Source organism: Streptomyces sp. NPDC006140, from assembly GCF_040628815.1.
In the GTDB taxonomy this organism is placed as follows: Bacteria; Actinomycetota; Actinomycetes; order Streptomycetales; family Streptomycetaceae; genus Streptomyces.
Genome location: NZ_JBEXTS010000004.1, coordinates 561,423 through 588,376 on the forward strand (window position 1 = coordinate 561,423; position 26,954 = coordinate 588,376).

Annotated in this window: 22 protein-coding genes; 8 read left to right on the forward strand and 14 right to left on the reverse strand. The window is 70.4% G+C overall.

From position 1 onward, the window contains the following. Positions 1 to 233 precede the first annotated feature (233 nt). Entirely contained in the window at positions 234 to 2,690 is a 2,457-nt protein-coding gene (locus ABZ386_RS15110; RefSeq protein ID WP_356615516.1) for a DNA topoisomerase IV subunit A, read from the forward strand. Here ABZ386_RS15110 and ABZ386_RS15115 read toward each other — a convergent pair. Beyond that, the gene (locus ABZ386_RS15115) at positions 2,687 to 3,757 is read right to left on the reverse strand and encodes a GTP-binding protein (protein ID WP_351347753.1); all 1,071 of its coding nucleotides are present in this window, start codon (positions 3,755 to 3,757) and stop codon (positions 2,687 to 2,689) included. The two genes, ABZ386_RS15110 and ABZ386_RS15115, sit on opposite strands and share 4 nt — an antisense overlap. Before the next feature lie 523 nt (positions 3,758 to 4,280). Here ABZ386_RS15115 and ABZ386_RS15120 point away from each other — a divergent pair. After that, entirely contained in the window at positions 4,281 to 4,484 is a 204-nt protein-coding gene (locus ABZ386_RS15120; protein ID WP_356500068.1) for a DUF6082 family protein, read from the forward strand. Positions 4,485 to 5,346: 862 nt separating this feature from the next. Here the strand turns inward: ABZ386_RS15120 and ABZ386_RS15125 are convergent. Beyond that, positions 5,347 to 6,528 (reverse strand): citrate synthase/methylcitrate synthase, encoded by a 1,182-nt coding sequence (locus tag ABZ386_RS15125; protein ID WP_356500070.1) that lies wholly within the window; start codon positions 6,526 to 6,528, stop codon positions 5,347 to 5,349. Positions 6,529 to 6,638: 110 nt separating this feature from the next. Between ABZ386_RS15125 and ABZ386_RS15130 the strand changes: the two genes are divergently transcribed. The 4 genes from ABZ386_RS15130 to ABZ386_RS15145 all read left to right on the forward strand — a co-directional run bounded on the left by ABZ386_RS15130 (position 6,639) and on the right by ABZ386_RS15145 (position 11,387). Next, positions 6,639 to 7,895, forward strand: coding sequence for a citrate synthase family protein (locus ABZ386_RS15130; protein WP_356500071.1), 1,257 nt, complete (start codon positions 6,639 to 6,641; stop codon positions 7,893 to 7,895). A 53-nt stretch (positions 7,896 to 7,948) separates the two neighbouring features. Continuing rightward, positions 7,949 to 8,893: a sucrase ferredoxin gene (locus ABZ386_RS15135; RefSeq protein WP_351347761.1), complete on the forward strand. Its 945-nt coding sequence runs from the start codon at positions 7,949 to 7,951 to the stop codon at positions 8,891 to 8,893. 143 nt (positions 8,894 to 9,036) lie between these two features. Further along, positions 9,037 to 10,707: a sensor histidine kinase gene (locus tag ABZ386_RS15140; protein WP_356668772.1), complete on the forward strand. Its 1,671-nt coding sequence runs from the start codon at positions 9,037 to 9,039 to the stop codon at positions 10,705 to 10,707. Continuing rightward, entirely contained in the window at positions 10,707 to 11,387 is a 681-nt protein-coding gene (locus ABZ386_RS15145; protein ID WP_351347831.1) for a response regulator, read from the forward strand. Before ABZ386_RS15140 ends, ABZ386_RS15145 begins: the two co-directional genes overlap by 1 nt. Before the next feature lie 27 nt (positions 11,388 to 11,414). On the opposite strand, the gene ABZ386_RS15150 is transcribed toward ABZ386_RS15145, so the two are convergent. Genes ABZ386_RS15150 through ABZ386_RS15160 form a run of 3 tightly spaced genes read right to left on the reverse strand, consistent with a single transcriptional unit; the run spans position 11,415 to position 14,199 of the window. Next, positions 11,415 to 12,476, reverse strand: a complete 1,062-nt coding sequence (locus tag ABZ386_RS15150; RefSeq protein ID WP_358964870.1) for an ABC transporter substrate-binding protein — start codon at positions 12,474 to 12,476, stop codon at positions 11,415 to 11,417. Between the two features lie 54 nt (positions 12,477 to 12,530). Next, positions 12,531 to 13,394, reverse strand: a complete 864-nt coding sequence (locus ABZ386_RS15155) for an ABC transporter permease (RefSeq protein WP_356500077.1) — start codon at positions 13,392 to 13,394, stop codon at positions 12,531 to 12,533. Beyond that, positions 13,384 to 14,199 (reverse strand): ABC transporter ATP-binding protein, encoded by an 816-nt coding sequence (locus ABZ386_RS15160; RefSeq protein WP_351347769.1) that lies wholly within the window; start codon positions 14,197 to 14,199, stop codon positions 13,384 to 13,386. The genes ABZ386_RS15155 and ABZ386_RS15160 overlap by 11 nt, the downstream gene beginning before the upstream one ends. A 161-nt stretch (positions 14,200 to 14,360) precedes the next feature. On the opposite strand from ABZ386_RS15160, the gene ABZ386_RS15165 reads away from it, so the two are divergent. After that, positions 14,361 to 15,056, forward strand: coding sequence for a response regulator (locus ABZ386_RS15165; RefSeq protein WP_356615519.1), 696 nt, complete (start codon positions 14,361 to 14,363; stop codon positions 15,054 to 15,056). A gap of 27 nt (positions 15,057 to 15,083) precedes the next feature. Here ABZ386_RS15165 and ABZ386_RS15170 read toward each other — a convergent pair whose 3' ends face one another. The 6 genes from ABZ386_RS15170 to ABZ386_RS15195 form a co-directional block, all read right to left on the reverse strand. Next, the gene (locus ABZ386_RS15170) at positions 15,084 to 16,676 is read right to left on the reverse strand and encodes a cation acetate symporter (RefSeq protein WP_356500079.1); all 1,593 of its coding nucleotides are present in this window, start codon (positions 16,674 to 16,676) and stop codon (positions 15,084 to 15,086) included. Next, positions 16,673 to 17,233 carry a DUF485 domain-containing protein gene (locus tag ABZ386_RS15175; protein ID WP_358964871.1) on the reverse strand — a complete coding sequence of 187 codons (561 nt, stop codon included), beginning with the start codon at positions 17,231 to 17,233 and terminating at the stop codon, positions 16,673 to 16,675. The genes ABZ386_RS15170 and ABZ386_RS15175 overlap by 4 nt, the downstream gene beginning before the upstream one ends. A 69-nt stretch (positions 17,234 to 17,302) precedes the next feature. Continuing rightward, positions 17,303 to 17,986 carry a response regulator transcription factor gene (locus ABZ386_RS15180; RefSeq protein ID WP_356615521.1) on the reverse strand — a complete coding sequence of 228 codons (684 nt, stop codon included), beginning with the start codon at positions 17,984 to 17,986 and terminating at the stop codon, positions 17,303 to 17,305. Further along, a complete protein-coding gene (locus ABZ386_RS15185) occupies positions 17,983 to 19,134 on the reverse strand; it encodes a histidine kinase (protein ID WP_358964872.1) in 1,152 nt (383 codons plus the stop codon). The genes ABZ386_RS15180 and ABZ386_RS15185 overlap by 4 nt, the downstream gene beginning before the upstream one ends. Then, positions 19,131 to 19,655, reverse strand: coding sequence for a DUF1453 domain-containing protein (locus ABZ386_RS15190; RefSeq protein ID WP_351347781.1), 525 nt, complete (start codon positions 19,653 to 19,655; stop codon positions 19,131 to 19,133). The genes ABZ386_RS15185 and ABZ386_RS15190 overlap by 4 nt, the downstream gene beginning before the upstream one ends. Before the next feature lie 382 nt (positions 19,656 to 20,037). After that, positions 20,038 to 22,161 (reverse strand): DNA topoisomerase IV subunit B, encoded by a 2,124-nt coding sequence (locus ABZ386_RS15195; protein ID WP_358964873.1) that lies wholly within the window; start codon positions 22,159 to 22,161, stop codon positions 20,038 to 20,040. A 442-nt stretch (positions 22,162 to 22,603) separates the two neighbouring features. On the opposite strand from ABZ386_RS15195, the gene ABZ386_RS15200 reads away from it, so the two are divergent. After that, complete coding sequence (locus tag ABZ386_RS15200; protein WP_094053871.1) at positions 22,604 to 22,834, forward strand: hypothetical protein; 231 nt, start codon at positions 22,604 to 22,606, stop codon at positions 22,832 to 22,834. 132 nt (positions 22,835 to 22,966) lie between these two features. Here ABZ386_RS15200 and ABZ386_RS15205 read toward each other — a convergent pair whose 3' ends face one another. From ABZ386_RS15205 to ABZ386_RS15215, 3 genes are all read right to left on the reverse strand, one after another. Further along, complete coding sequence (locus ABZ386_RS15205) at positions 22,967 to 23,803, reverse strand: serine protease (RefSeq protein WP_351347785.1); 837 nt, start codon at positions 23,801 to 23,803, stop codon at positions 22,967 to 22,969. Positions 23,804 to 23,939: 136 nt separating this feature from the next. Beyond that, the gene (locus ABZ386_RS15210; protein WP_351347787.1) at positions 23,940 to 25,478 is read right to left on the reverse strand and encodes an RNA polymerase sigma factor; all 1,539 of its coding nucleotides are present in this window, start codon (positions 25,476 to 25,478) and stop codon (positions 23,940 to 23,942) included. A gap of 461 nt (positions 25,479 to 25,939) precedes the next feature. Beyond that, positions 25,940 to 26,827 carry a FadR/GntR family transcriptional regulator gene (locus ABZ386_RS15215; protein ID WP_358964874.1) on the reverse strand — a complete coding sequence of 296 codons (888 nt, stop codon included), beginning with the start codon at positions 26,825 to 26,827 and terminating at the stop codon, positions 25,940 to 25,942. Between the last annotated feature and the right edge of the window lie 127 nt (positions 26,828 to 26,954).

Below are 26,954 nucleotides of genomic sequence, written 5' to 3' on the forward strand. Positions count from 1 at the left end.
CGATCGCGGAGCGGTCGTTCACAACCGCGGTTTCCTGCCGGTCCTGCCACTGTATGCAAGCGTGCGAACCGCCGGTGAAGTTCCCGGGCGGGGTACGCGGAGAGCGAGACCCGGTGACGTGTGCGGACGGGGTGCGGCGGCCGGAGACCGGGTCCTGGTCCCGGTTGTCAGTGCGGCGGTCCACAATGGTCGGCGTCAGATCTCGTTCACGCTTCAGCAAGGAGCCGGCAGCGATGGCCCGCCGCAGCACGAAGACCCCGCCGCCCGACGACTCGTACGAGGAGAGGATCCTCGACATCGACGTCGTCGACGAGATGCAGGGCTCCTTCCTCGAGTACGCGTACTCGGTCATCTACTCCCGCGCCCTGCCGGACGCCCGTGACGGCCTCAAGCCGGTGCACCGCCGGATCGTCTACCAGATGAACGAGATGGGCCTGCGCCCCGAGCGGGGGTACGTCAAGTGCGCCCGTGTCGTCGGCGAGGTGATGGGCAAGCTGCACCCGCACGGCGACGCGTCGATCTACGACGCCCTGGTGCGCATGGCCCAGCCCTTCTCGATGCGCGTCCCCCTGGTCGACGGTCACGGCAACTTCGGCTCGCTGGGCAACGACGACCCGCCGGCCGCCATGCGGTACACCGAGTGCCGGATGGCCGAGGCGACCAGCCTGATGACGGAGTCGATCGACGAGGACACGGTCGACTTCAACCCCAACTACGACGGCCAGGAGCGGGAACCGGTGGCGCTGCCCGCCGCCTTCCCGAACCTCCTGGTCAACGGCGCCTCGGGCATCGCGGTCGGGATGGCGACGAACATGCCGCCGCACAACCTGCGCGAGGTCATCGCCGCCGCCCGCCACCTGATCAGGCACCCGAACGCCGATCTCGACGCCCTGATGAAGCACGTCCCCGGCCCGGACCTGCCCACGGGCGGCCGCATCGTCGGCCTGTCCGGCATCCGGGACGCCTATGAGACAGGCCGTGGCACGTTCAAGATCCGGGCGACGGTCTCCGTGGAGCCGGTGACGGCCCGCCGCAAGGGCCTCGTCGTCACGGAGCTGCCCTTCACGGTCGGCCCCGAGAAGGTCATCGCCAAGATCAAGGACCTGGTCGGCTCGAAGAAGCTCCAGGGCATCGCCGACGTCAAGGACCTCACCGACCGCGAGCACGGCCTGCGCCTGGTCATCGAGATCAAGAACGGCTTCGTGCCGGAGGCGGTCCTGGAGCAGCTGTACAAGCTGACGCCGATGGAGGAGTCCTTCGGCATCAACAACGTCGCCCTGGTGGACGGCCAGCCGCTCACGCTGGGGCTGAAGGAGCTGCTGGAGGTCTATCTCGACCACCGGTTCACCGTCGTCCGGCGGCGTTCGGAGTTCCGCCGGGGCAAGAAGCGCGACCGGCTGCACCTGGTCGAGGGTCTGCTCACGGCCCTGCTGGACATCGACGAGGTCATCCGGCTGATCCGCTCCAGCGAGAACTCCGCGCAGGCGAAGCAGCGCCTGATGGAGCAGTTCTCGCTGAGCGAGGTGCAGACGCAGTACATCCTCGACACACCGCTGCGCCGTCTGACCAAGTACGACCGCATCGAACTGGAGACGGAGAAGGACCGGCTCAACGCGGAGATCGAGGAGCTGACCCGGATCCTCGACTCGGACGCGGAGCTGCGCAAGCTGGTCTCCTCCGAACTGGCCACGGTCGCCAAGAAGTTCGGCACCGACCGGCGTACGGTCCTGCTGGAGTCGGGTGGCGCCCCGGTCGCCGCCGTGCCGCTGCAGGTGGCCGACGACCCGTGCCGGGTGCTGCTGTCCTCGACGGGTCTGCTGGCCCGTACGGCCAACGGCGAGCCGTTCGCCGAGGACGCCGCCGCCAAGCGCGTGAAGCACGACGTGATCGTCTCGGCGGTGCCGGCCACCGCGCGCGGCGAGATCGGCGCGGTCACCTCGGCGGGCCGGCTGCTGCGGCTGAACGTCGTCGACCTGCCCCAGCTCCCGGAGTCGATGTCGACGCCGAACCTCGCGGGGGGCGCCCCGCTGGCCGAGTTCGTCTCCCTGGAGGACGACGAGACGGTGGTGTGCCTGACGACGCTCGACGAGTCGTCGCCGGGCCTGGCGCTCGGCACGGCCCAGGGGGTCGTGAAGCGCGTCGTGCCGGACTACCCGGCCAACAAGGAAGAGTTGGAAGTGATCACCCTCAAGGAGGGCGACCGGATCGTCGGCGCGGTCGAGCTGCGCACCGGTGAGGAGGATCTGGTCTTCATCACCGACGACGCCCAGCTGCTGCGCTTCCAGGCGTCCCAGGTCCGCCCGCAGGGCCGCCCGGCCGGCGGTGTGGCCGGCATCAAGCTCTCCGAGGGCGCGAAGGTCATCTCCTTCACGGCGGTGGACCCGGCGGCGGACGCCGTCGTCTTCACCGTCGCGGGCTCGCGGGGCACGCTGGACGACTCCGTCCAGACGACGGCCAAGATGACCCCGTTCGACCAGTACCCGCGCAAGGGCCGAGCCACCGGTGGCGTCCGCTGCCAGCGGTTCCTGAAGGGCGAGGACTGCCTGTCCCTGGCCTGGGCGGGCCCCGCTCCCGCTCTCGCCGCCCAGAAGAACGGCAGCCCGGCCGAGCTGCCGGAGATCGACCCGCGCCGCGACGGCTCGGGTGTCTCGCTGGCCAAGACGGTGGCGGTGGTGGCCGGGCCGGTCTAGGCCGGCCCGGCGGGATCCTCGTCGGGGTCCCGCACGTACCGCAGGACGCCCCACATGCCGTGCTCGTCGGCGTGCGGGGCGTCGCTGCGGCACGCGTCGAGTTCCTTGTCGAGAGCGGGTGCGTCGATGCCGGAGCCGATGAGGACCAGCTGGGTGAGGCGTTCCTCGCCCGCCGGCCAGGGTTCCGGGTAGAAGCGCAGGAACCGCCCGACGGCATGCACGCCGTAGCGGTTGCGGACGTCGTACGGGCCGAAGTCGACGTATCCCTTGATCCGGTACAGCCCCTCGGGACGGCTGTCGAGGAACTCCATCAGCCGGCGCGGGTCGAGGGGCTGCGTCGAGGTGAACGACAGGCTGTCGTAGGAGCTGTGCAGGTGCCCGGCGTGGTCGTCGTGCTCGCCGTGACCGCCGTGCTCGTGCAGGTCGTCGAAGGACAGCTGCCCGATGCGCTCCTCGCTCGGCCGGCAGTCGAAGAGGAACTCGGGGTCGATCCGGCCGTAGGTGGCCGGGACGACGGCGGCGCGGTCGACGAGGGACCGGACGAGCCCGAGGACGCGTTCGCCGTCCGCCGCCCGGTCCACCTTGTTGACCACGGCGAGGTCGGCCAGCGCGAGATGCCGGTCGATCTCGGGATGCCGGGCCCGGGTGTCGTCGAACTCGGCGGCGTCGACGACTTCGACGAGCCCGCCGTAGACGATCCCCGGATGCTCGCTGGCGAGCACCATCCGCACCAGTTCCTGCGGCTCGGCGAGACCGCTGGCCTCGATGACGATGACGTCGATGCCGAGGGAGGGCGCCGCGAGCCGCTCCAGGTACTGGTCCAGCTCGCTCGCGTCGACGGCACAGCACAGGCACCCGTTGCCGAGCGAGACCGTCGAGTCGCCGAGCGCTCCGGCCACGGCCATCGCGTCGATCTCGATGGCCCCGAAGTCGTTGACGATGGCGCCGATCCGGCTGCCTCCGCTGCGGTGCAGGAGGTGGTTGAGCAGCGTGGTCTTTCCCGAGCCGAGGAATCCGGCCAGGACGACGACCGGGATCTGCTGCGGTTCCGGGCTCCGCTGACTCACCGTGCGACCTCTCTCACGCCGATGCGTGCACCGGCTCACGTTCCCGGCACACGGAGGAAATGGGGATGCCGCCCCAGGATACGAGCCCCAGAACGCGACGAAGTGAACGATTGTTAGCAGCACTCGCGGGGCAGACGTTGGGCATGGCGCCGGTTTGTGCGACCCTCGCTTCCCTCCGTGCGCCTCTCCTCCGCCTCCCCGCCGATCAGAGCCGCTCGGCACTCTGGGAGACGGAAAGCGCCGCCCACCGCGCGCCGGTCCCCTCCAGTCGACCCGCACCCCGACGACCGGCGGACGGCCGTCTGAATGTGGGGGTTGGCATGGCCACACAGAGGTTCGGGTCCCGAGGACTGAGGGCCACCGCCTCGCCAGGGAGGGGTCTCGCGGCGGGCGCCGCCGCTGTCCTGGCCCTGCTGTAGCCACCCGCGTTCCACGCGTTGCGTCCCCGGATTCAGCACCTGGAGCAGGCCGCGCAGTCGCGGCGCCGGGCCAGCCTCGCGCACCGGCAGCGGCTGCACTGGAGGTGCTGAGCGAAGCTGTGGACGACCCGGAGCTGACCGAGGTGCTGGACGCCTGCGACGGGACCGTGCCTTCGCGGAAGCAGCGCCAGTTCCTGTTCGCCAACACTCGTGACGCCAACCACCCCGTTTTCCGGGCGTACTGGTACGCCGCCCGCACGCACAGGGCGCTCCTCGTCGCCAGGTCCGAGGAGCTCGGACGGGGCTGATTTCCGACGACCTCATGACGCAACTGGAGGAGTCAGCCATCGAGTGGTGGGTGTTATCGCCAATCACTCCCCGGAACGCGTCACATGCCTGGGCGGTAACGAACCCATAAACCGGCGCGTTTCTCTAGACGCCAACCAGGTTGACTACAGCGCGTCCGGCGAGCTGGAGCAACCATCCTCGACCTCTCCACACTCGACCTCCCCACACTCGGGAGGCTGCGGTGACCACCGTGCGGCACGTTCCTGACACCAGTCACATCTCGAGCGCCCGGGTCCCGAGATGGACAAGTCCTGACACCCAGTCAGAGCGCATGAAGAAAGGCGGGTTTCGCAGTGGAAGAGCGTAGGCGGAAGGTGTGGCGCAGGTTTCGTGCTGGTTGCGTCCTCGTGGCCGGCGGAATGGCCGCCACATACTGGACGCTGCGCGCCGTGCAGGCCGCAGTAGACCTGTACGGGGCTACCGGGTTGTGATGGGCGCCCACGCCGACAGCTAGCCGAATCGTGGGGTCCCCTCTGGGTATCGCTCAGCGGGGCCCCACTGTGACCGGGCGAGGCAGCTGCTTCGCCGCCACCTTCGTACAGGATGAACTCTCGGTCACTGAACACCGCTGGGGAAGCCGTTGGCCTGTAGGGCCTACCGGCGTCGCCGCTCGCCGCCATCGGTACGGAGGGCACGGCCGCACTCAACAGGCATCCCACCAGCGGTCGCTGCCCGAGTGGACTGCGAACGCATCGTCGTCAGCGACTTCCAGACCGCGATCAGGAAGGAGCGCGACCTCCTGGCCGTGTGACCGGCTCGCCCTCGGTCCGGCACCTTGCGGTGCCGGACCTTTGCCCCGTCAGGCCTCGCCTTGCCCATGCTTCATCGCTGCGAGACGTCCTGCTCAGGCGGCACCGGCACCGGCGCCTCAGGCCCCACGTACCGCGCCACCGGGCGGATGATCTTCGTGTCCTCCGCCTGCTCCAGGATGTTGGCGCTCCAGCCCACCACGCGCGCGGCGGCGAACGTCGGTGTGAACATCTCGCGGGGCAGGCCGCAGAGCTCCATGACCACGCCCGCGTAGTACTCGACGTTGGTGTGGAGTTCGCGGCCGGGCTTCAGCTCCGCCAGTATCGCCTCGACGTGACGCTCGACCTCGACGGCAAAGTCCACCCGGGGGCCGCCGAACTGCCGGGCGACCTCGCGCAGCATCCGGGACCGGGGGTCCTCCGTGCGGTAGATCGCGTGCCCGAAGCCCATGATGCGCTCACCGGCGAGCACCCGCTGACGCACCCACGAGTCGATACGGTCCGGGGTGCCGATCGCATCCAGGGTGTCCAGCGCCCGGCTGGGCGCGCCACCGTGCAGCGGCCCGGACAGCGCCGCCACCGCACCGGCGAGGCACGCCGCCACGTCCGCGCCCGTGGAGGCGATGACCCGGGCCGTGAACGTGGATGCATTGAATCCATGATCAATGGTTGAGATCAGGTATTGCTCGATCGCCCGGGCGTGCTGTTCGGTCGGCACTGACCCCGTCAACATGTACAGGTAGTTCGCCGCGTACGACAGGTCCTCGCGCGGCTCCACCGGTTCGAGCCCTTTCCCCAGCCGGTGCAGGGCGGTGAGCAGGGTGGGCACGGCGGCGGCCGCCTCGAGCGTGTCCTGCCGACGCCGCTCGGCGTCGATGTCGTACACGGGGCAAAAGCCCTTGGCCGCGCCCAGCAGCGACAGCGCCGTGCGCATCCCGGCGAGCGGACCGGAGCGCCCGCCGGCGGCCGCGATGGCCGGCAGAGCCGCTCGCACCTCGTCGGGCAGCCGTCGCAGCGCGGCGGTCTCGGCGGCGAAGGCCGCGCTGCGCCCGGCGTCGGGCAGGTCGCCGTGCACGAGCAGGTGCCAGACGTCCTCGAACCCACGGGTGCGCGCGAGATCGACGGCCGAGTACTGCCGGTAGTGGTAGAAGCCCTCGAGACCGCGGACGTCACCGATCCGGGTGTCGGTGACGACGACCCCGGCGAGCCCCCGCGGTGCTTCGAGGAGAGTGGCTGCGGACCTGTTGACGGACATGTCTTCCTCCCTGGACTTGATTCGACTGTCCATGCTTGACTTGAGTTGTGTCAATATTGATTCGATCAACATGTCAGTCAATGGTCTGCTAGCCGGATACGGTGACCCCCATGCGCGATCAAGAGCCCGCCCCCCTCGACGCGGAACGGCGGCTGAGCACCAAGGAGGCCGCCGAGCTGCTCGGCGTGAAACCGGAGACCGTGTACGCGTACGTGAGCCGCGGCCAGCTCAGCAGCCGTCGCGTGTCCGGCGGCCGGGGCAGCACCTTCGACGCCCGGGAGGTCGAGGCGCTCGCCCGGCGCAACCGGCGGGAGAGCGCGGGCGGTTCCGGCTCCGGCGGCGAACTCTCCGTACGGACCCGCCTCACGCTCATCGAGAGCGACCGCTACTACTACCGCGGCGTGGACGCGGTCGAGCTGGCCACCCGGCACAGCTACGAGGAGGTCGCCGAGTGGCTGTGGACCGGCAGGATGCGCCCGGGCAGCACCTTCACCGCACCCGCCGCCTCCGTCGCCGTCGCCCGCCGTGCCGTCGAGGCCCTGCCCGAACACGCCGCCCCCGCCGACCTGCTGCGGGTCGCGACGACGGCTGCCGCGACCGCCGACCCACTGCGCTTCGACCTGTCCGAGGACGCCGTCCTCGGCACCGCGCGCACCCTCATCCCCACGCTCGTCGCCGCCCTGCCGGTGGTGGGCCGCGACCGCAGCGACACGGGCCCGCTGGCCCACCGCCTGTGGTCCCGGCTGTCCCGCCGGGAACCCGGCGAGGCGTCCCTGCGCGCCCTCGACACCGCCCTCGCCCTCCTGGTCGATCACGACCTGGCCGCCTCCACGCTCGCGGTGCGGGTCGCCGCGTCGGCCCGGGCCCATGCCTACGCGGCGGTCTCCGCCGGGCTCGGCGTCATCGAGGGGCCGCTGCACGGCGCGGCCAGCGGACTCGCCCACCGGCTTCTCAGGGACGTCCTCGATCAGGGCGACCCGGCCCCCGTGATCGCGGGCGAACTGCGCGCCGGACGCCGCATCCCGGGACTCGGCCACCGGCTCTACCCCGGTGAGGACCCACGCGCGCGTGCCCTCTTCGCCGCCCTGGAGGACATCCCCAAGGCAGAGCCCGCCCTCCTCGCGGCCCGCGAGATCGTCGAGACCACGGCCCGCCACGCCCCGCTGCACGCCAACGTCGACCTGGCGCTCGCCGTGCTCACGACGTCCTGCGGCATGCCCGCTACCGCGGGCGAGACGATCTTCGCCGTGGCCCGTACGGCGGGCTGGATCGCCCACGCCCTGGAGGAGTACGGCGAACGCCCGCTGCGCATGCGCCCGAGCGGTCTCTACACGGGCGCCAAGCCGCCTCAGCCACTCCCGGAGTAGGAGAGGGCGGGCCCGGGAGGAGCCGTGAGCCAACTCAGGTTAGGCTCACCTCTGTGAGTACGTGCTCAAGCGTCTCGCGGGACCTCGACGAGCCCGTTGCGGGGACCGCGGCCACCGCCAGGACCTGGCTGTTGCTGGAACAGCCCGGCCCGTGGGGTGCCAAAGCGCTCACCTCGAGCCACCTGGACCCCACGCTCGGACGTGCCCTGGAGGCGGCCGCGAAGGACACGGGCGTACGGATCGTGCTCATCCGCCGCCCCGGGCGCCACGCGGACCGCCGCATGCCCGCCACGCGCCGGGTGTACGCGGCCCACACCGTGCCGGGGAACGTGTGGCTGCACAGCGCCACGACCTCGGACCCGGGGCAACTGCTCGATCTCGACTTCGCCGCACTCGGCCGTGGCGACCACCGCTCCTTCGACGCGCTGCTCGGCGGACGCCCGCACGACGGTGACCCGCTCGCGCTCGTCTGCACCAACGGCAAGCGCGACCGCTGCTGCGCCCTCCTCGGCCGGCCTCTCGCGGCCGAACTCGCCACGTCGGGGGTCGAGGGCGTCTGGGAGGTCACCCATCTGGGTGGTCACCGCTTCTCCCCGACGGTGCTCGTGCTGCCGTACGGCTACGCGTACGGCCGGGCCGAGGCGCACACCCTCAAAGAGGTGCTGCACGGTGCGCGCGAGGGACGGATCGTCCTGGAGGGGTGCCGGGGCAGCTCGGCCTGGGAACGGCCCGGCCAGGCCGCCGAGCTCGCCGTGCGCACCAGGATCGGCGACTACGCGGCCGAGGCGCTGAGCGTCGTCCGCACGGCCGGTGCCGCTCCGCGCTGGGAGGTGACCGTCGCCCATGCCGACGGGCGCCACTGGCACGTCGACGTGGCCCAGGCCGCGGGTCTGCCGCCCCGCCCGGAGAGCTGCGGCGCGGCGGTCCTCGGATCACCCGCGCGGATGGACGTGGTGGCGGTGCGCGAGGCCAGGCTGACGACGGCCCTGGCGAGCTGACGGCCGGCGCCAGGGGCGGTGCCGTCACCATCCACCCTTGACGCCGACTGCCCGGACGTCGATGCAGCCTCTGCACGCATTGATCAAGAGATCCACGCCACACCCGTTACGGCAGCCAGGCAGCCGCACGTACCTTCTTGGGTATGAGCCCCACTCCCCCCGCACGCCGCCTGCGCCTCGGTCTGCCGCGGCGGGTCTTCTCGCAGGTGCTGCTGATGCAGGTGGCGATCGCCGCGGGAGTCGCGGTCCTCGCGACCGGGTTGTTCCTCGCGCCCCTCAGCGACCAGCTCGACGACCAGGCGATGCGCCGCGCGCTCGCGATCGCGCAGACGACCGCGCAGCAGCCGGACCTCGTGAAGGACCTGAGGGACACGCCGCCCTCGCCGGACGGTCCGGTGCAGAAGGAGGCGGAGCGGATCCGTAAGGCCACCAAGGCCGAGTACATCGTCGTGATGGACTGGCGGGGCGTGCGCTGGTCGCACACCGACCCGAGCCAGATCGGCGGCATCGTCTCGACCGACCCCGGCCAGGCCCTGGCCGGCCACGAGGTCATGGAGATCGACAGCGGCACCCTCGGCCGCTCCGCCCGGGGCAAGGTGCCGCTGCGCGACAGCGACGGCACCGTCGTCGGCGCCGTCTCGGTCGGCATCGCCTACGACAGCGTCCGGGCCCGGCTGATCCACGCCATCCCGGGGCTGCTCGCGTACGCCGGAGGCGCCCTGGCCGTCGGCGCGCTGGCGGCCTGGCTCATCTCCCGGCGCGTCCACCGGCAGACCAGGGACCTCGCCTTCTCGGACATCGCCGCGCTCCTGTCGGAACGCGAGGCGATGCTGCACGGCATCCGGGAGGGCGTCGTCGCCCTGGACCGCACCGGCCGCATCCGTCTGGTCAACGACGAAGCCCAGCGTCTGCTCGGCCTCGGGGACGCTGTGGTGGGCCTCACGCCCGACGAGGCGCTCGGCGCGGGCCGCACGGCCGACGTGCTGGCCGGGCGCGTCGCCGGCACGGACCTGCTGACCGTCCGCGGTCAGCGCGTGCTCGTCGCCAACCGCATGCCCACGGACGACGGCGGCGCCGTGGCCACCCTGCGCGACCGCACCGAACTGGAGCAGCTGGGACGCGAACTCGACTCCACCCGGGGTCTGATCGACGCCCTGCGCGCCCAGGACCACGAACACGCCAACCGGATGCACACACTGCTGGGGCTGCTCGAACTGGAGATGTACGACGACGCCGTGGAGTTCGTCGGCGAGGTGGTCGGTGACCACCGGGCCACCGCTGAGCAGGTCACCGAGCGGATCGAGGACCCGCTGCTCGCCGCCCTGCTGGTCGGCAAGGCGACCGTCGCGGCCGAGCGGGGCGTCGCCCTGTGGGTGTCGGACCGGACCCGCCTGCCCGACCGGCTGATCGACCCCCAGGGGCTCGTCACCGTCGTCGGCAACCTGGTCGACAACGCCCTGGACGCCGTCGCGGGCAAGCCGCACGCGCGCGTGGAGGTCGAACTCCGCGCGGAGGGACGTACGGTGGTGCTCCGCGTCCGTGACACGGGGCCGGGGATTCCGCCGGAGCACCGGGAGTTGGTCTTCAACGAGGGATGGTCCACGAAGAAGCCGCCGGCCCATCGGGAGCGGGGCATCGGGCTGTCCCTGGTGCGCAGGCTCGCCGAGCGGCAGGGGGGCAGCGCGACCGTCGGCGGGGCGCACGGCGGGGGCGCGGAGTTCACCGTCGTGCTGCCCGAGGCGCTGGCCGAGCCGGGCCCGGAACCGGCCCTGAGCGTGCCGTCGGCTCCGCGGGCCGCCAAGGAGGAGTCGTGATGATCGAGGTCCTGGTCGTGGACGACGACACGAGGGTCGCGCGGGTCAATGCCGCCTACGTCGAGAAGGTGCCCGGCTTCCATGTCGCGGGCGAGGCGCACAGCGCCGCTGACGCGCTGCGCCAGCTGGAGACGCTGCCCCGGCTGGACCTGGTCCTCATGGACCACTACCTGCCCGACGAGACGGGGCTCGCGGTCGTCCAGGAGATGCGGCGGCGCGGCCACCAGACCGACGTGATCATGGTGACGGCGGCACGGGACGTGTCCACGGTGCAGGCGGCCATGCGGCACGGCGCGCTGCAGTACCTGGTCAAGCCGTTCGCCTTCGCCGGGCTGCGCTCCAAGCTGGAGGCCTACGCCCAGCTGCGCCGCACCCTCGACGGCGGCGGGGAGGCCGAGCAGGCCGAGGTGGACCGCATCTTCGGGGCGCTGTCGGCACCGTCGGAGCCCGATCTGCCCAAAGGGCACTCCCCCACCACGGCGGAGCTGGTCCGTCAGTCCCTGATGAGCGCCGACGGCCCCCTGTCCGCCCAGGAGATCGCCGAGCGCACCGGGGTGAGCCGCCAGACGGCCCAGCGGTACCTGAAGCTCCTGGAACGCACGGGACGGGCCAGGCTGACCCTCAAGTACGGCGACGCGGGCCGCCCGGAACACCGTTACGTGTGGGCGACCCGCGCCTAGGCGGCCGGCTCGGGGCGGTCTCGGCTGTCAGCCCGCGGCCTTCTTCGCGAACTCGGTCGTGTAGGTCTGGTCGAGGTCGATCTTGGCGTTCTTGATGTTGGGATTGAACGCCTTGAGCACCTTCTCGACCGTCTCGGGACCGCCCGCGGGCATCACGCCGTCCTTGGTGAACATCGGCAGCGTGCTCTTGATCGCCTGCGCGTAGAGCGCCTTGTCGCCCTGCGAGTAGTCGGCCGGCATCTTGTCGGCGATCTGGGACGCGCTGTGTGTGGACATCCACGTGAGTGTCTTGACGAATGCGTTGACCAGCTTCTGGACCGTGCTCTTGTGGCTGTTCACCCAGTCCGTCTGCATGTACAGACTCGACGACGGATACGGACCTCCGAGCGCCTCCTGGGACCCTTGCGGCGTCCGCATGTCGAGGAGGATCTTGCCCGCCTTCTTGTCGAGGACCTGGGCGACGGTCGGGTCGGTCGTCATGCCGCCGTCGATCGAGCCCTTCTGCAGCGCGGAGATGAACGTCGGCCCGGCGCCCACCGCGACGGACGTGAAGTCGCTGATCTTCACGCCGTTCTTCACGGCGAGGTACTTGGTGAGGAAGTCGGTCGAGGAACCCAGCCCGGTGATGCCCAGCTTCTTGCCCTTGAAGTCCTTGGGTGAGGTGATGTCGCCCGCCGCCTTGTCGGAGACCAGCTCGACCTCACCGGGAGCGCGTGAGAACTGCACCACCGACTCGATGTGCTTGCCCTTGGTCTGGAGGTCGAGGGTGTGGTCGTAGAAGCCGACGGCTCCCTGGACCTGCCCGGAGACGAGCGCGGTCTCGGCCTGGACGCCGGCGGGCTCGGACAGCAACTGCACGTCGAGCCCCTCGGCGTCGAAGTAGCCGAGCCGCTGGGTGAGCATCGCGGGCAGGTAGATGACCTTGTCCAGGCCACCGACCATGATCTTCACCTTCTCGCCCTTGCCGTCGCCCGTGCTGCCGGAGCCGGTCGACGTCGTACCGGCGGCGTCGTTGGCACAGGCGGTGAGCGAGGAGAGGGCGAGCAGGCCGGTGGCGGCCAGGGCGGCGTAGCGGGCGGTCTTGCGCATGGCGGTTCACGTCCTTGTGAAGGGGAGGAACGGGAAGGGGGCGTGCAGAGAGCGTCAGTGCCCGGAATCCGCGGGCTTCCAGCGGAAGATCCGGCGCTCGGCGAAGGTGAGCAGCCCTTCGGCGAGGAGCGCGACGACGGCGAGGATGACCATCGCCGCGTACACCCCGGCCGCGTTGAAGGTGCCCTGGGACTGCGCGACGAGCAGGCCGATGCCCTTGGTGGCGCCGATGTACTCGCCCACGATGGCGCCGATGAGGGCGAAGCCGAAGCTGACGTGGAGGCTGGTGAAGATCCACGAGGTGGCGGACGGGACGACCACCTGGAGGGTCACCCTGCGGTCGCTCGCGCCCAGGATCCGGGCGTTGGAGACGAGGTTGCGGTCCACCTCGCGTGCGCCCTGGAAGGCGTTGAAGAACACCGGGAAGAAGACCAGGACGACGGCCGACGCGACCTTGGAGGCGGGGCCGAGCCCGAACCAGATCACGAAGATCGGCGCGAGGACGATCCTGGGGATCGAGTTGAGCACCTTGATGTATGGACCAAGAACATCGGCGAGCAAGGTGATCCGTCCCAGCGCGATACCGAGGACGACACCGGTGGCCACACCGAGGACCCAGCCGAGCAGCGCTTCGTAGAGCGTGTACCAGATCTGCTCGCCCAGGGAGCCGAGCGCGGTCCCGTGCGTCACCCAGGTGTAGATCTGGTCCCAGATCTGGGAGGGCATGGAGAAGTTGAACGGATCGATGACCTTGGCCCGGGACAACGCCTCCCACAAACCGAGGACACCGACCAGCAGCAGTACCCGGACGACGTTGATGAGGACTTTCCGCCGGCGCGCGGCGCGGGCCCGCGAGTGGGCGCGGTCCGGTGCCTTGGCCGTCTCCACGACCGTGGTGCTGATCACCTCAGGCGACATGGGCGGCACCCCTCTCGCGGGTGATGCGCACCTCTTCGCCGAGGGACTCCCAGATCTCGCGGTAGATCTCGATGAAACGCGGTTCCAGGCGCACCGCCTCGACCTTCCGCGGCCGTGGCAGGTCGATGGAGAAGGTCTGCTTCACAGTGGCCGGTCCGGCGGTCATCACCACGACCTTGTCGGCCAGCGCGATGGACTCCTCCAGGTCGTGGGTGACGAAGACGACCGAGGCGCGCGTGCCCTCCCACAGTTCGAGCAGTTCGTCCGACATCAGCGCCCTTGTCTGCACGTCGAGCGCCGAGAACGGCTCGTCCATGAGCAGGATCTCGGGGTCGTTGACGAAGGTCGCGGCGAGTGCGACGCGTTTGCGCTGGCCGCCGGAGAGCTGGTGCGGGTAACGGTCCTCGAAGGCCGCGAGTCCGACCCGGGCCAGCCACTCGCTCGCCCTCCGCTTCGCCTCCGCCTTGGGCACGCCCCTGAAGCGCGGGCCCGCCATCACGTTGGACAGGACCGTGCGCCAGGGGAAGGTGGCGTCCTGCTGGAAGACGAAACCGACCTTGTCGCCGACGCCGCGCACCGGCTCCCCGGCGACCAGCACCTCGCCCTCGGAGGGTTCCTCCAGGCCGCTGACCAGGGTCAGCGTGGTCGACTTGCCGCAACCCGTGGGGCCGACGACCGCGACGAACTCCCCCCGGCCGACCGTGAGATCCAGGTTCCGGACGGCGGTGTGCAGGCCGCCCGACGGAGTCCTGAACGTCTTGCTCGCGCCCCGCAGTTCGATGGCGGGGCTGGTGTCTGCGCTCATGGCCGGGGACGGTAGATCCGGTTCCGGATGCGGCATCAGTCTTGTGAGCGCATACCGTTCTTTTGCTCGCAAGGGCCTGTTGTGCTCGTTTTCCCCGGGTTACAACAACGGAGCCGAAACACGGGCCTGACGCCCGCGTGGCCTTGACGGAAAGAGGCCCGATGATTGACGTCCTGGTCGTGGACGACGACTTCCGTGTCGCCGAGATCAACGCCAAGTACGTGGGGAAGGTACCCGGCTTCCGGGTGGCCGCTCGTGCGCACAGCGCTGCCCAGGCGCTGGCGCGGGTGCAGCGCGGAGGCATCGATCTGATGCTGCTGGACCACTACCTGCCCGACCAGACGGGCCTCGAACTCGTCCACCGCATGCGGGACCAGGGCCACGGCACCGACGTCATCATGATCACCGCGGCCGGGGACGTGGCGACCATCCAGGCCGCCATGCGCCTGGGCGCCCTGCACTACCTGGTCAAGCCCTTCACCTTCGCCGCGCTGCACACCCGCCTCGACTCCTATGCCGCCCTGCGCCGCACCGTCGAGCGGGTCGGCAGCGGCCGCGGCGTCGCCGCCCAGGAGCAGGTCGACCGGATCTTCAGCGCGCTGCGTACCACCCCGGTCTCGACGCCCCCTGGTCTGCCGAGCGGTCACTCGGAGCCCACCACGGAACTGATCTGCCGTGTCCTGCACCGCGCGGACCATCCGCTCTCCGCCCACGAGGTCGCCGCCGAGACGGGCCTGAGCCGCTCCACGGCCCAGCGCTACCTGCGCCGTCTGGAACAGTCCGGTCGGCTGCGCCTCTCCCTCCGGTACGGCGACACGGGCCGGCCGGAGCACCGCTACGCGTGGGTGGCACCGTAGCCGCCGCCGGCGGGAGGGGCGTGCGCCTCACGCCGCTCCGGCCCCGGTCAGCGACCGCACCTCGGTCTCCGCGTGCCGGGCCTCGTCCGGGACCTCCGCCGAGGTGACCGTGCCCAGCCAGCCCGCGAGGAAGCCCAGGGGGATCGAGACCAGACCCGGGTTCTGCAGCGGGAAGTACTGGAGGTCGACGCCCGGGAACAGCGAGTCGGGGCTGCCTGAGACCACCGGGGAGAGCACCACGAGCACCACGGCCGGAACGAGACCGCCGTAGACGGCCCACACGGCGCCACGTGTGGTGAAACCGCGCCAGAACAGGGAGTACAGCAGCACCGGAAGGTTCGCCGACGCGGCGACCGCGAAGGCGAGGCCCACGAGGAAGGCGACGTTGAGGTCCCTGGCCAGCAGGCTGAGGGCGATCGCCACCACGCCGACGCCGACGGCCGCGACCCGGGCCACGGCCACCTCGCTGCGCGGCTTGCCGCCCCGGCGCCGCAGGGACGCGTAGAGGTCGTGGGCCACGGACGCCGAGGATGCGAGCGTGATGCCGGCGACCACGGCGAGGATCGTGGCGAAGGCGACCGCGGCGACGATCGCGAAGAGAACCGTTCCCCCCGTGGACCCGGCGCCACCGCCCAGATCGAGCGCCAGCAACGGAACCGCCGTGTTCCCGGCCGCGTTCGACCCGCGCACCGCGTCCGGCCCCACGATGGCGGCCGCGCCGAATCCCAGCACGATCGTCATCAGGTAGAAGCCGCCGATGAGCCCCACGGCCCAGACGACCGAGCGGCGTGCGGCGCGCGCCGTGGGCACGGTGTAGAAGCGGGACAGGATGTGCGGCAGCCCCGCCGTGCCCAGTACCAGGGCCAGGCCCAGGCTGATGAAGTCGAAACGGGCGGTCCAGTCCCCTCCGTACTTCAGCCCCGGCGCCAGGAACGCCTCGCCGTGCCCGCTGCGCTCCGCGGCCGTGAGCAGCAGCCGGTCAAGATCGCCGTGGAAGCGCACCAGGACGAGCGCCGTCAGCGCGATGGTGCCGCCGAGCAGCAGGACGGCCTTGACGATCTGGATCCAGGTGGTCGCCCGCATCCCTCCCAACGACACATAGATCACCATGAGCGCCCCGACACCGATGACCGTCCACGCCCGTGCCGCCTCGCTCGTACCTCCGAGCAGCAGCGCCACGAGGCTTCCGGCTCCGACCATCTGCGCCACCAGATACAGAACGGACACGGTCACCGAGGAGGTTCCCGCCGCGATCCGTACCGGCCGCTCCCGCATCCGCGCCGCCACGACGTCGGCGAGGGTGAACCGGCCGCAGTTGCGGACCAGTTCCGCGACGAAGAACAGCACCACCAGCCACGCCACGAGGAATCCGACGACGTAGAGCAGCCCGTCGTAGCCGAACAGGGCGATGAGCCCGGTGACCCCCAGGAAGGAGGCGGCCGACATGTAGTCGCCCGCGATGGCAAAACCATTCTCCATGGGTGAGAAGAGCCGCCCGCCCGCGTAGAACTCCTCCGCCGAGCCGCGCCTGTGACGGCTGACCCACGTCGTGATCGCCAGCGTGACCGCGACGAACGCGCTGAACAGCAGGAGCGCCAGCGTCTGGTGTCCACCTGTCACGAGGCACTGCCGTTCACGCCACGCGTCAGTTCCTGCGTGTCCCAGCGCAGTTCCAGCGCCGCCCGGTCCCGGCGCAGCCGCGCGTGCCGCGCGTACGCCCAGGTGAACAGGAAGGTGGTCAGGAACTGCCCGAGCCCGGCCAGCATCGCCACGTTCACCGCTCCCGCCACGGGCCGGGCCATCAGCTCCGGTGCGGTCGTGGCAGCCACCACGTAGCCCACGTACCAGGCGAAGAAGGCCGCGAAGGCCGGCACCACGAACCTGCGGTATCGCCGCCTGACCTCCTGGAAGGCCTCGCTGCGCTGCACCTCCAGGTACACGTCGGCCGCCGCGACCCCGGCCTTCCCCTCCCCGCGCGCCGACGGCACCGCCGCCGGAGCGGGCGCCCCGGCACCGGTCGACTCGCCCCAGCCGGAGGCGAGCGCGTCGTACCAGGGGTCGTCGTACCTGAGCTGTCCGGCCTCCTCGGCCGGGACCGGGACTTGACGGTCGAAAGGCCCGACCGAACTCTCCTGACCAGCCCCGACTCCGCGGGGACGGCCCTTGCTTGGCTGCATGCCCAAGGATGGACAGAACGGGAAGATCCCCGACTCTTCTTCCCCTCCCTCTTCACCCCATCAGGTGACTCAACCCGCTGGTGGCCGCACCAGCCCCTGCACGTACGCGTAACGCACCGCCTGCGCACGGTCCTTGAGCCCCGTCTTGGTGAACATGTTGTTGATGTGCGTCTTCACGGTCGCGGTGGAGACATGCAGCCTTCGGGCGATCTCCTGGTTGCTGAGCCCCTCGGCGATGAGGACCAGCACCTCCGTCTCCCGGGCGGTGAGCCCGTCCGGCGCCTCCCGGGGCGCGGCCGGTCTGGGGTCGGCCTCCGTCAGGCGCTCCAGGAGCCGTCTCTGGATGCCCGGCGAGAGTCCCGCGTCCCCGGACAGCACGCTGTGCACCGCCCGCACGATGTCCTCTCCGCCCGCGTCCTTGGTGAGATAGCCGCGTGCCCCCGCCGCCAGCGCCGGGAACAGCGAGTCGTCGTCGGCGAACGTCGTGAGCACCACGACCTGCGTCCCGGGGTGCTCCGCGCGGATCCTGCGGGTCGCCTCCACGCCGTCGCAGCGGGGCATGCGCAGGTCCATGAGCACTACGTCCGGGGCGACTTCCCCGACCAGCCGCACCGCCTCCTCCCCGTCTCCCGCGGCCCCGACGACCTCGATCCCGGGCAGCAGGCCGAGCAGCATCACGATGCCCTCCCGCACCACCGTCTGGTCGTCCGCGACCACCACCCGAGCGGTTCTCCGCTCGGCCTCCTCGGTCATGCCGGCACCTTCAACGTCACCACAAACCCCTCCTTTCCCGGCCCCGCCTCGAGCGAGCCGCCCAGCAGCTCGGCACGCTCCCGCATGCCGAGCAGACCGTACCCGGCGCCCGTCCCGGTCAGCTCGCCCGGCGAGCCGCCCGAGTCCCGTACGTCCAGGGTCACTTCGTGCGGGCGGTAGTCGAGCCGAAGGCGCACCTTGGCGCCCGGGGCGTGCTTGCGGGCGTTCGTCAGAGCCTCCTGGGCTGCTCTGCGCACGGTCTGCGAGGCCTCGGCCGGCAGTGTCCTACGTTCACCCGTGATGGTGATCTCCGCGCCGTCGGACGTACCCACCAGCTGGTTCAGGAAGTCCTCCAGCGGGGTCAGCTCGCCGCGCAGGGCGGAGAGCGCCTGGCGTGTCTCGGCGAGCCCGCCGCGCGCCATCTCCCGTGCCGCCACCACTCGTTGGAGGATCTGCTCCCGTTCCCCGCCGCGCTCGATGAGCAGCCGGGCCGCCTCCAGGTGCACGAGCTGGGCCGAGAGGCTGTGGGCGAGCACGTCGTGGATCTCCCGCGCTATGCGGGCCCGCTCCGCGAGCGCCGCCGTCTCCGCCTCGGCCGCCCGCGCGACCCGCTCCTGGGCGAGCAGCCGCTGGGCGCTGCCACGCGCCTCGGCGTCGAGACGCAGTGTGTAGCCGGCCAGGGCGAGGCCGACGCCGCTCACCACGGTCGTCAGGGGGTCGCTGTCGTTGACGAGCCCGTACGAACCGAGTGCCAGGCCCGCGGCGGTGAGGGCGATGGCGGGTGGCAGCCGCTCCAGTGCCGAAACGGCGCAGCCGCACCATACGACGAGGGCCGCCACCTCGAACCCCGACAGCTGCGCCGCGACGGCGACGCCTTGGAGCAGCGCGAGCGACGCCAGCGACGGCCACAGCCGGTGCTGGAGCGTGGTCCGGAAGAACGCCCAGGCGAGCAGTGCCGCCAGGAGCACTCCTCCGGCCCCGGCAACCGTCTTCCAGCCGCCCACGCGGCTGTCGGCGAGAGTGCCCCACAGCAGCACGCCGAGTACCAGGGTCCGCACCGTCCAGGCCAGCAGGCACCGGGAGCGGGAGAGCCCCTCACGGCCCAGCGCCTCCCGGGAAGGCCAGCGTGTCCAGACGTTGTCCTTCACACGCGCTCCTTCCCCGCAGGCCGGGTCGTGCTGTCACCGTACGCTCCGCTCGACATCGCGTCAGCGCGCAGGGACTGGGCTCGCCAGGCCAGGATTCCGGACCGGACGAGCAGAGTGCCGGCGAGCCCCAGCAGCAGGGCGGAGCTGTCCTGCTGGACGCCGACCGCCGCACCGAGGGCGAAGAAGCCGACGCGCAGTCCGATGCCGACGGCCCAGACTGCGGCGCTCGCCTTGCTGCTCCGGCACCAGACGGAGCCGTCCGGTTCCGACCAGATGCGGGTGGTCCAGGCCCAGCCGGCGCCGGTGGCCAGGCCGACGAGCAGTTCGGCGCTGAGCAGCAGCGCCGAGGCAGTGGGGTGCTGGGAATCGAGTATGCCCGGCTCGCGCAGCGCGACAACGGTCAGGATCGCGGGCAGGAGCCACCAGCGGCGCTCCCCGTCTATCCGGTCGGCGCGGAACTGCCGGGCGATCACCAGGACGGCCACGGCCACGATCACCAACGCGTCGACGAGCCCGGACATCACAGCCTCCGTGGGCGAGCAAGGGAGCGCCGGCAGCGGGTGCTGCCGACGCCTTCGACGCTACGGAAAATGCCAGGTCACAGGATCGGATCCCGGGTGGATCATGGGTGGAGTCCCGACGGGCGCATCTCCACCCAGAGGTGGAGATGCGGTCCGCGGGCAGCCGAAGCCGACGCGTGTTCCGGCGCTGACCGAGCCCTGCGGCAACGCCTCACACGGACATCGCCGTGCCGCTCCTGAACGAGCGCGGCACGGCGGTGTCCACGAGACGGCAGACGGGGCAGCATGCGCAGGTGGCGCAGTTCACGCCGTGGTCCGGCACCGTCGGACCACGGCAGGCTGAGACCAGGTCACTGACGCCCCAGCCCGCCCGGCGCAGCCGCTACGCGTCGATGCGGGACCGGTCCAGCGTCGCCGCGGAGTTCGAGATGAACTCCTTGCGCGGAGCGACGTCGTTGCCCATCAGCAGGTCGAAGACCTGCTCGGCCGCTTCCAGGTCAGAGAGGTTGATCCGGCGCAGGGTGCGGTGGCGCGGGTCCATGGTCGTCTCGGCCAGTTGGTCGGCGTCCATCTCACCGAGACCCTTGTAGCGCTGGATCGAGTCCTTGTAGCGGATGCCCTTGCTCTGGAACTCCATGAGCTTGTCGCGCAGTTCCCGGTCCGAGTACGTGTACACGTACTTGTCCTGGCCCTTCTTGGGCTGGACGATCTCGATCCGGTGCAGGGGCGGCACCGCGGCGAAGACCCGGCCGGCCTCGACCATGGGCCGCATGTAGCGGTGGAACAGGGTCAGCAGCAGCGTGCGGATGTGGGAGCCGTCGACATCGGCGTCGGTCATCATGATGATCTTGCCGTAGCGGGCCGTGTCGATGTCGAAGGTCCGGCCCGAACCGGCTCCTATGACCTGGATGATCGCGCCGCACTCGGCGTTCTTCAGCATGTCGGTCACGGACGACTTCTGGACGTTGAGGATCTTGCCCCGGATCGGCAGCAGCGCCTGGAACTCGGAGTTCCGGGCGAGCTTCGCCGTACCGAGCGCGGAGTCGCCCTCGACGATGAACAGCTCGCTGCGGTCGACGTCGTCGCTGCGGCAGTCGGCGAGCTTGGCCGGCAGCGAGGAGGACTCCAGGGCCGTCTTGCGCCGCTGCGCGTCCTTGTGCTGCCGAGCGGCGATGCGCGTCCGGGCGGCGGCGACGGCCTTCTCCATCACGACCCGGGCCTGCTGGGCGGCGTCCCGCTTCGTGGAGGTCAGGAACGCCTTCAGTTCCTTGCTGATCACGTTGTTCACGATGCGGCGGGCCGCCGAGGTCCCCAGGACTTCCTTGGTCTGGCCTTCGAACTGGGGCTCGGCCAGGCGCACGGTGACGACCGCGGTCAGGCCTTCCAGGGCGTCGTCCTTGACGATGTCGTCCTCGGCGACGCGCAGGAGCTTCTTGGCCCGCAGCACCTCGTTCATCGTGCTGGTCACGGCCTGCTCGAAGCCGGCCACGTGGGTGCCGCCCTTGGGAGTGGCGATGATGTTCACGAACGACCTCAGGGTCGTGTCGTACCCCGTGCCCCACCGCAGCGCGACGTCGACGTCGAGCTCGCGGGTGACCTGGGTGGGTGTCATCTGGCCATGCTCGTCCAGGACCGGGACGGTCTCTCTGAACGTGCCCTGACCGGAGAAGCGGAGGACGTCGCAGACCGGCTTGTCACTGGCCAGGTACTCGCAGAACTCGCTGATCCCGCCATCGAAGCGGAAGGACTCCTCGCCCTTGCTGCCGCCCTCGCCGAGCCCGTACTCGTCGCGCACGACAATGGTCAGGCCGGGCACCAGGAACGCGGTCTGGCGGGCGCGCTGGTGCAGCGCCTCCAGGGAGAGCTTGGCGTCCTTGAGGAAGATCTGGCGGTCGGCCCAGTAGCGCACGCGCGTGCCGGTGCGGGTCTTGGGGATCTTCTTGGCCTTGCGCAGGCCGCTCTTGGCCTCGAACTTGGCGTCCGGGCCGGTCGCGGCGAAGGCGCCGGGGACGCCACGCCGGAAGCTGATCGCGTGGGTGTGCCCGCCGCGATCCACCTCGACGTCGAGGCGGGCGGACAGGGCGTTCACAACGGAGGCGCCGACGCCGTGCAGACCGCCGGAGGCGGCGTACGAGCCGCCGCCGAACTTGCCGCCGGCGTGCAGCTTGGTCATGACGACCTCGACGCCGGAGAGGCCGGTCTTGGGCTCGACATCGACCGGGATGCCCCGGCCGTTGTCCCGGACCTCGACCGAGCCGTCGTCGTGGAGGATGACCTCGATGTGATCGCAGTAACCGCCGAGGGCCTCGTCGACGGAATTGTCGATGATCTCCCAGAGGCAGTGCGACAGGCCGCGGCTGTCGGTCGACCCGATGTACATGCCCGGGCGCTTCCGCACGGCCTCGAGCCCCTCGAGGACGAGCAGGTGCCGCGCGGTGTAGTTGGAACCGTCCCGGTCTGCTCCTGCCAGCAGAGCTGTGGACGGCACGGACGTCTCGGCGGTCACGCGGTTCGCTCCTCGCTGAATTTCAGATGGGGCCCTCTTGGGTAAGGGCGCGACTTCAGTCACCGGTGAGAGGGTACCGAGGCCTGGTAGAGCCGCTGTAACGCCACCCTCGTCGGAAACTCACACTAGTCCAGACTCGCATGCATGTTCGATCCCTCGATGGAGTGAAGTACACATCACGTTCCCTTCCAGGCATGAACCATTTAGGCTCCGGGCACGTCCTCATGAACAACCGGCAACCCAGCCGGGAGGACCGACCACCGATATAACGCGAAGCCCCGTAAGACACATAGACACGCAATACGGCACATTCGCCGCCAACCGGCAGCAGACAGCCGCCTCGCAAAGATTTTTTCGAGGAGAAGCCACGAGCGGGAACGTTTTGGGGCTGGTTGGATGTTGACCCTGGTACGACAGCTCGTCGAGCTAGAGAAGAGGCGACGTGACTACTGTTCTGACCCCTGCGAGCCAGTTGACGGCCGCTGATCGCTGCGACCGCTGCGGCGCCCAGGCGTACCTGCGCGTCGTCCTGCTCAGCGGCGGAGAGCTGCTCTTCTGCGCCCACCACGGGCGCAAGTTCGAGCCGGAACTCAAGAAGATCGCCGCTGAGATACAGGACGAGACGGAGCGGCTCACGGCCGCTCCCGCGACCGCCTCCGAAGAAGAGCGCTGACACCTCGCGTCCGACGACGAGCCAGCCGGCACAGGCCGGTGAACGGGCGGCTGCCTCTGTTCGAGAGGCAGCCGCCCGTCCTCGTCCCCACAAGTCCTCAGCAGGCCCTGCCGTACGCCCGGCCCCGCGTCCTCACACCCGTGGCCAGCCGAGCGTCCGCATGATGTCGGACACACGCATGTACACCCCGGGGCTGCCGGCCCGTCCGCAGCCCGTCCCCCAGGAGACGAGTCCGATCAACCGCCCCTGGGCCACCAGCGGCCCCCCGCTGTCGCCCTGGCAGGCATCCCGGCCTCCCTCCGTCTCCCCGGCGCACAGCATGCTCCTGGCGTCGTAGGTGCCCTCGGCACCGCCCGGGTAGGCGTCCTCGCAGAGCGCGTCGGGGAGTACGCGCACGCGTGCCGCCCGCAGGCCGCCGGGGTACTCGCCGGCGCCCGAGATGTCGCCCCAGCCGTACACGGTCGCGGTCCCGCCCACTTCGTACGCGGGGTCACCGTCGGCCGCCATGCCGATCACCGAGCCGGCCGGAAGAGGTTCGGCCAGGGTCAGTACGGCGAAGTCCCCGAAGTTGCTGACACCGTCGTACGCCGGGTTCACCCAGCTGTCTCGCACGGCGATCTCCTGACCGCCTCGATCCGAGAGCAGGTCCGTGCGCCCCGCTATGACCTTGAGATCACGGACCCGCTCCGGAGGCCCGCCCAGGACGTCTTCGTCCAGGCAGTGGGCCGCGGTGAGCACGGTGCTGCGGCCGACCGCCACACCGCCGCAGAACTGCCCCGCGCGCGTACCTCCGAACCGGTCACGACTGGACAGGGCCACCGTCCACGGGCTCTCCGACGCGTCGACGGGAAATCCGCCTATGACCACACTGTCGGCGGCCACAGGGGCGGTGGAACCCATGGATACGGCGGATGCCGCGGCTGCCAGGACCAGTGACCGGGCCAGGGCTCGGACTAGGCGACGACGCATACGTACTCCTCACTCCGTGGGGTCGGTGAGACACCCAGGGTGATTCACCCGGAGACACCCCGCACCTGCGGAGAGACGGCAGCACGAAGGCCCGGTCCCCTCGGGGAACCGGGCCTTCCGCGTCGTACTACCTCGACTAGTCGAGGTAGTCGCGCAGCACCTGCGAGCGCGACGGGTGGCGCAGCTTCGACATGGTCTTGGACTCGATCTGGCGGATGCGCTCGCGCGTGACGCCGTACACCTTGCCGATCTCGTCGAGGGTCTTCGGCTGACCGTCGGTGAGACCGAAGCGCATCGAGACGACGCCCGCCTCGCGCTCGGACAAGGTGTCCAGGACGGAGTGCAACTGCTCCTGGAGGAGCGTGAAGCTGACCGCGTCGGCCGGGACGACCGCCTCGGAGTCCTCGATGAGGTCACCGAACTCGCTGTCGCCGTCCTCGCCGAGCGGGGTGTGCAGCGAGATGGGCTCGCGGCCGTACTTCTGGACCTCGATGACCTTCTCCGGGGTCATGTCGAGCTCCTTGGCCAGCTCCTCCGGGGTGGGCTCGCGGCCCAGGTCCTGGAGCATCTGGCGCTGCACGCGCGCGAGCTTGTTGATGACCTCGACCATGTGCACCGGGATACGGATGGTGCGGGCCTGGTCGGCCATGGCGCGGGTGATCGCCTGACGGATCCACCAGGTGGCGTACGTGGAGAACTTGTAGCCCTTGGTGTAGTCGAACTTCTCGACCGCGCGGATCAGACCGAGGTTGCCCTCCTGGATCAGGTCCAGGAAGAGCATGCCGCGGCCGGTGTAGCGCTTGGCCAGGGAGACCACCAGACGGAGGTTGGCCTCCAGCAGGTGGTTCTTGGCGCGGCGGCCGTCCTCGGCGATGATCTCCAGCTCGCGCTTCAGCTTGGGCGCCAGCTTGTCGGCGTTGGCCAGCTTGTCCTCGGCGAACAGGCCCGCCTCGATGCGCTTGGCGAGCTCGACCTCCTGCTCGGCGTTGAGCAGGGGGACCTTGCCGATCTGCTTGAGGTAGTCCTTGACCGGGTCCGCGGTGGCACCGGCGGCCGCGACCTGCTGCGCGGGCGCGTCGTCCTCGTCCTCGTCGGACAGCACGAAGCCCGCGGCCTCGGTGCCCTCGGGCTCCTCGCCGGCCTTGCCGGGGGCTGCTTCCTCGAGCACCTCCTCCTCGAGGAGCTCGACGTCGTCCTTCTTGGCGCTGGTCTTCTTGGCCGCCGTCTTCTTGGCGACGGTCTTCTTCGCGGCCGCCTTCTTGGCGGTCGTCTTCTTGGCTGCCGCCTTCTTGGCGGGCGCCTCTTCCTCGACGGCGGGCTCGGCGGCGGGTGCCGCCGGCGTGGCGGTGGCGGTGGCCTTCCTGGTGGTCACCGCCTTGGCCGCGACCGTCTTGGTGGCGGTGCGCTTGGCGGGACTCTTCGCTGCGACGCTCTTTCGGGTGCGCTTGGGCTCTGCGGCACTGACCATCAGCGTCACACCCTCTTCCTCGAGGATCTGGTTGAGGCTGCGCAGTACGTTCTTCCACTGAGTGGCCGGAATCTGGTCAGCTTCGAAGGCCCGACGCACGTCATCGCCGGCGATCTGCCCCTCAGCCTTTCCCCGCTCAATGAGCGCCATGACAGAGACGGACTCGGCGATCTCCGGCGGGAGCGTACGGGATGTGCTGGCCGACACGAACAACCTCTCGGAACGTTGGAAAACGGCTTCCGGCACCGTCCACAGGGGACAGGAGCCGACCGCCGGCTTGGGGATGGGCCGACGGCGCGGGCGGGGGCCGGGAAGATGCACAGCGCCATGAACGGCGTCCGTATTCCCTCCGCGGCTGTCACCTCTTAGGTCATCGCGTTCTTCCCGCGAGCGTTACGCCCAATCTGCGTGGCCCGAGTCACACCCCGTAAGCGAATAAAAACGGTCAGACGCGGGCAGAGGCGGTCACCTCTGTTACGACCGGCCGCTCCGGTGGATCCACGATGCGCGCGTGGCGCACCGCACCAGGGCGGCCACGGCCCGTTCGCGCCGTCGGACCCCGCGGGATCACCGAAGATCCCGCGGGGTCCGACGGGAGGCGGTTCACCGATCGGGCACTGCCACAGGAGGGGGGTGGCACACCCGGCCGCGCCGCCCGCGGAACGCGGTCAGTGCTCGCGCGGGGCGGGCACCACCCGTTCCACCTCGGGGTGGACCGTGAGGAGTTGGCGCATCGCCGCCTCGGCCGCGGCTCCGTCACCGGTGGCGAGGGCGTCACAGATGCGGCCGTGGTGCGCCAGCGACGCCTCGTTCGGCCGGTCACAGCCTGTAACCGGGCCGCCCGAGACCTGGAGGGCCGCGGACACGATCCCGGAGAGGTGCTCCAGCATGCGGTTGCCCGCGATCTGGATGAGCAGCGAGTGGAACTCGGAGTCGGCACGGGAGAAGGTGAGCGCGTCACCCTGGGCCATCGCGTGCCCCATGATCTCGACCATGTCCACGAGACGCTGCTGGATGTCCTCGCGCCCGTGCCCGGCGGCGAGGCGGGCGGCGAGCGGCTCGATCGTCCACCGCAGCTCGCTCAGCTCGCGGCGCTGGTCGTCGCGCTGCGGCCCGAAGGCCCGCCACTCGATGATGTCCGGGTCGAGGAGGTTCCAGTCACTGACGGGGCGCACGCGCGTGCCGACGTTCGGGCGGGCGCTCACCAGGCCCTTGGCTTCCAGGACGCGGAGCGACTCGCGGACGACGGTGCGGGAGACCTCGAAGCGCTGGCCGATCTCCTCGGGCACCAGTGGGCGGTCGGCTCCCAGGTCTCCGGAGACGATCATCTGACCGAGCTGCTGGACGAGTTGGCCGTGCAGCCCGCGTCCGCGGCTGCCCCCGGCTCGTCGGCCCACACGGCCGAGCTCGGGGTCCGCGCCGTCCCAGGCAGGGGCCCCGACACGGTCGACGGCGGGCGCCTCGGCGTAGGGGTAGCGGTCGAGTTCGCCCGGGCTCGCGAGGCCGGAGTCAGCGGAGCGGGCGGCGGTCATCATGGTGTGCGCAAGGGTACTCACGCATCCTTTGTCGGCGCCGTCTCCAACTCCCTTGAGGTCTTTGGTGAAAAGCACACGAAAGGGTGATCGCTCACCCCGTCGCAATTGACGCCTTATCGGAAAGAAATGGGCGCTCTGCGGGGAGTTG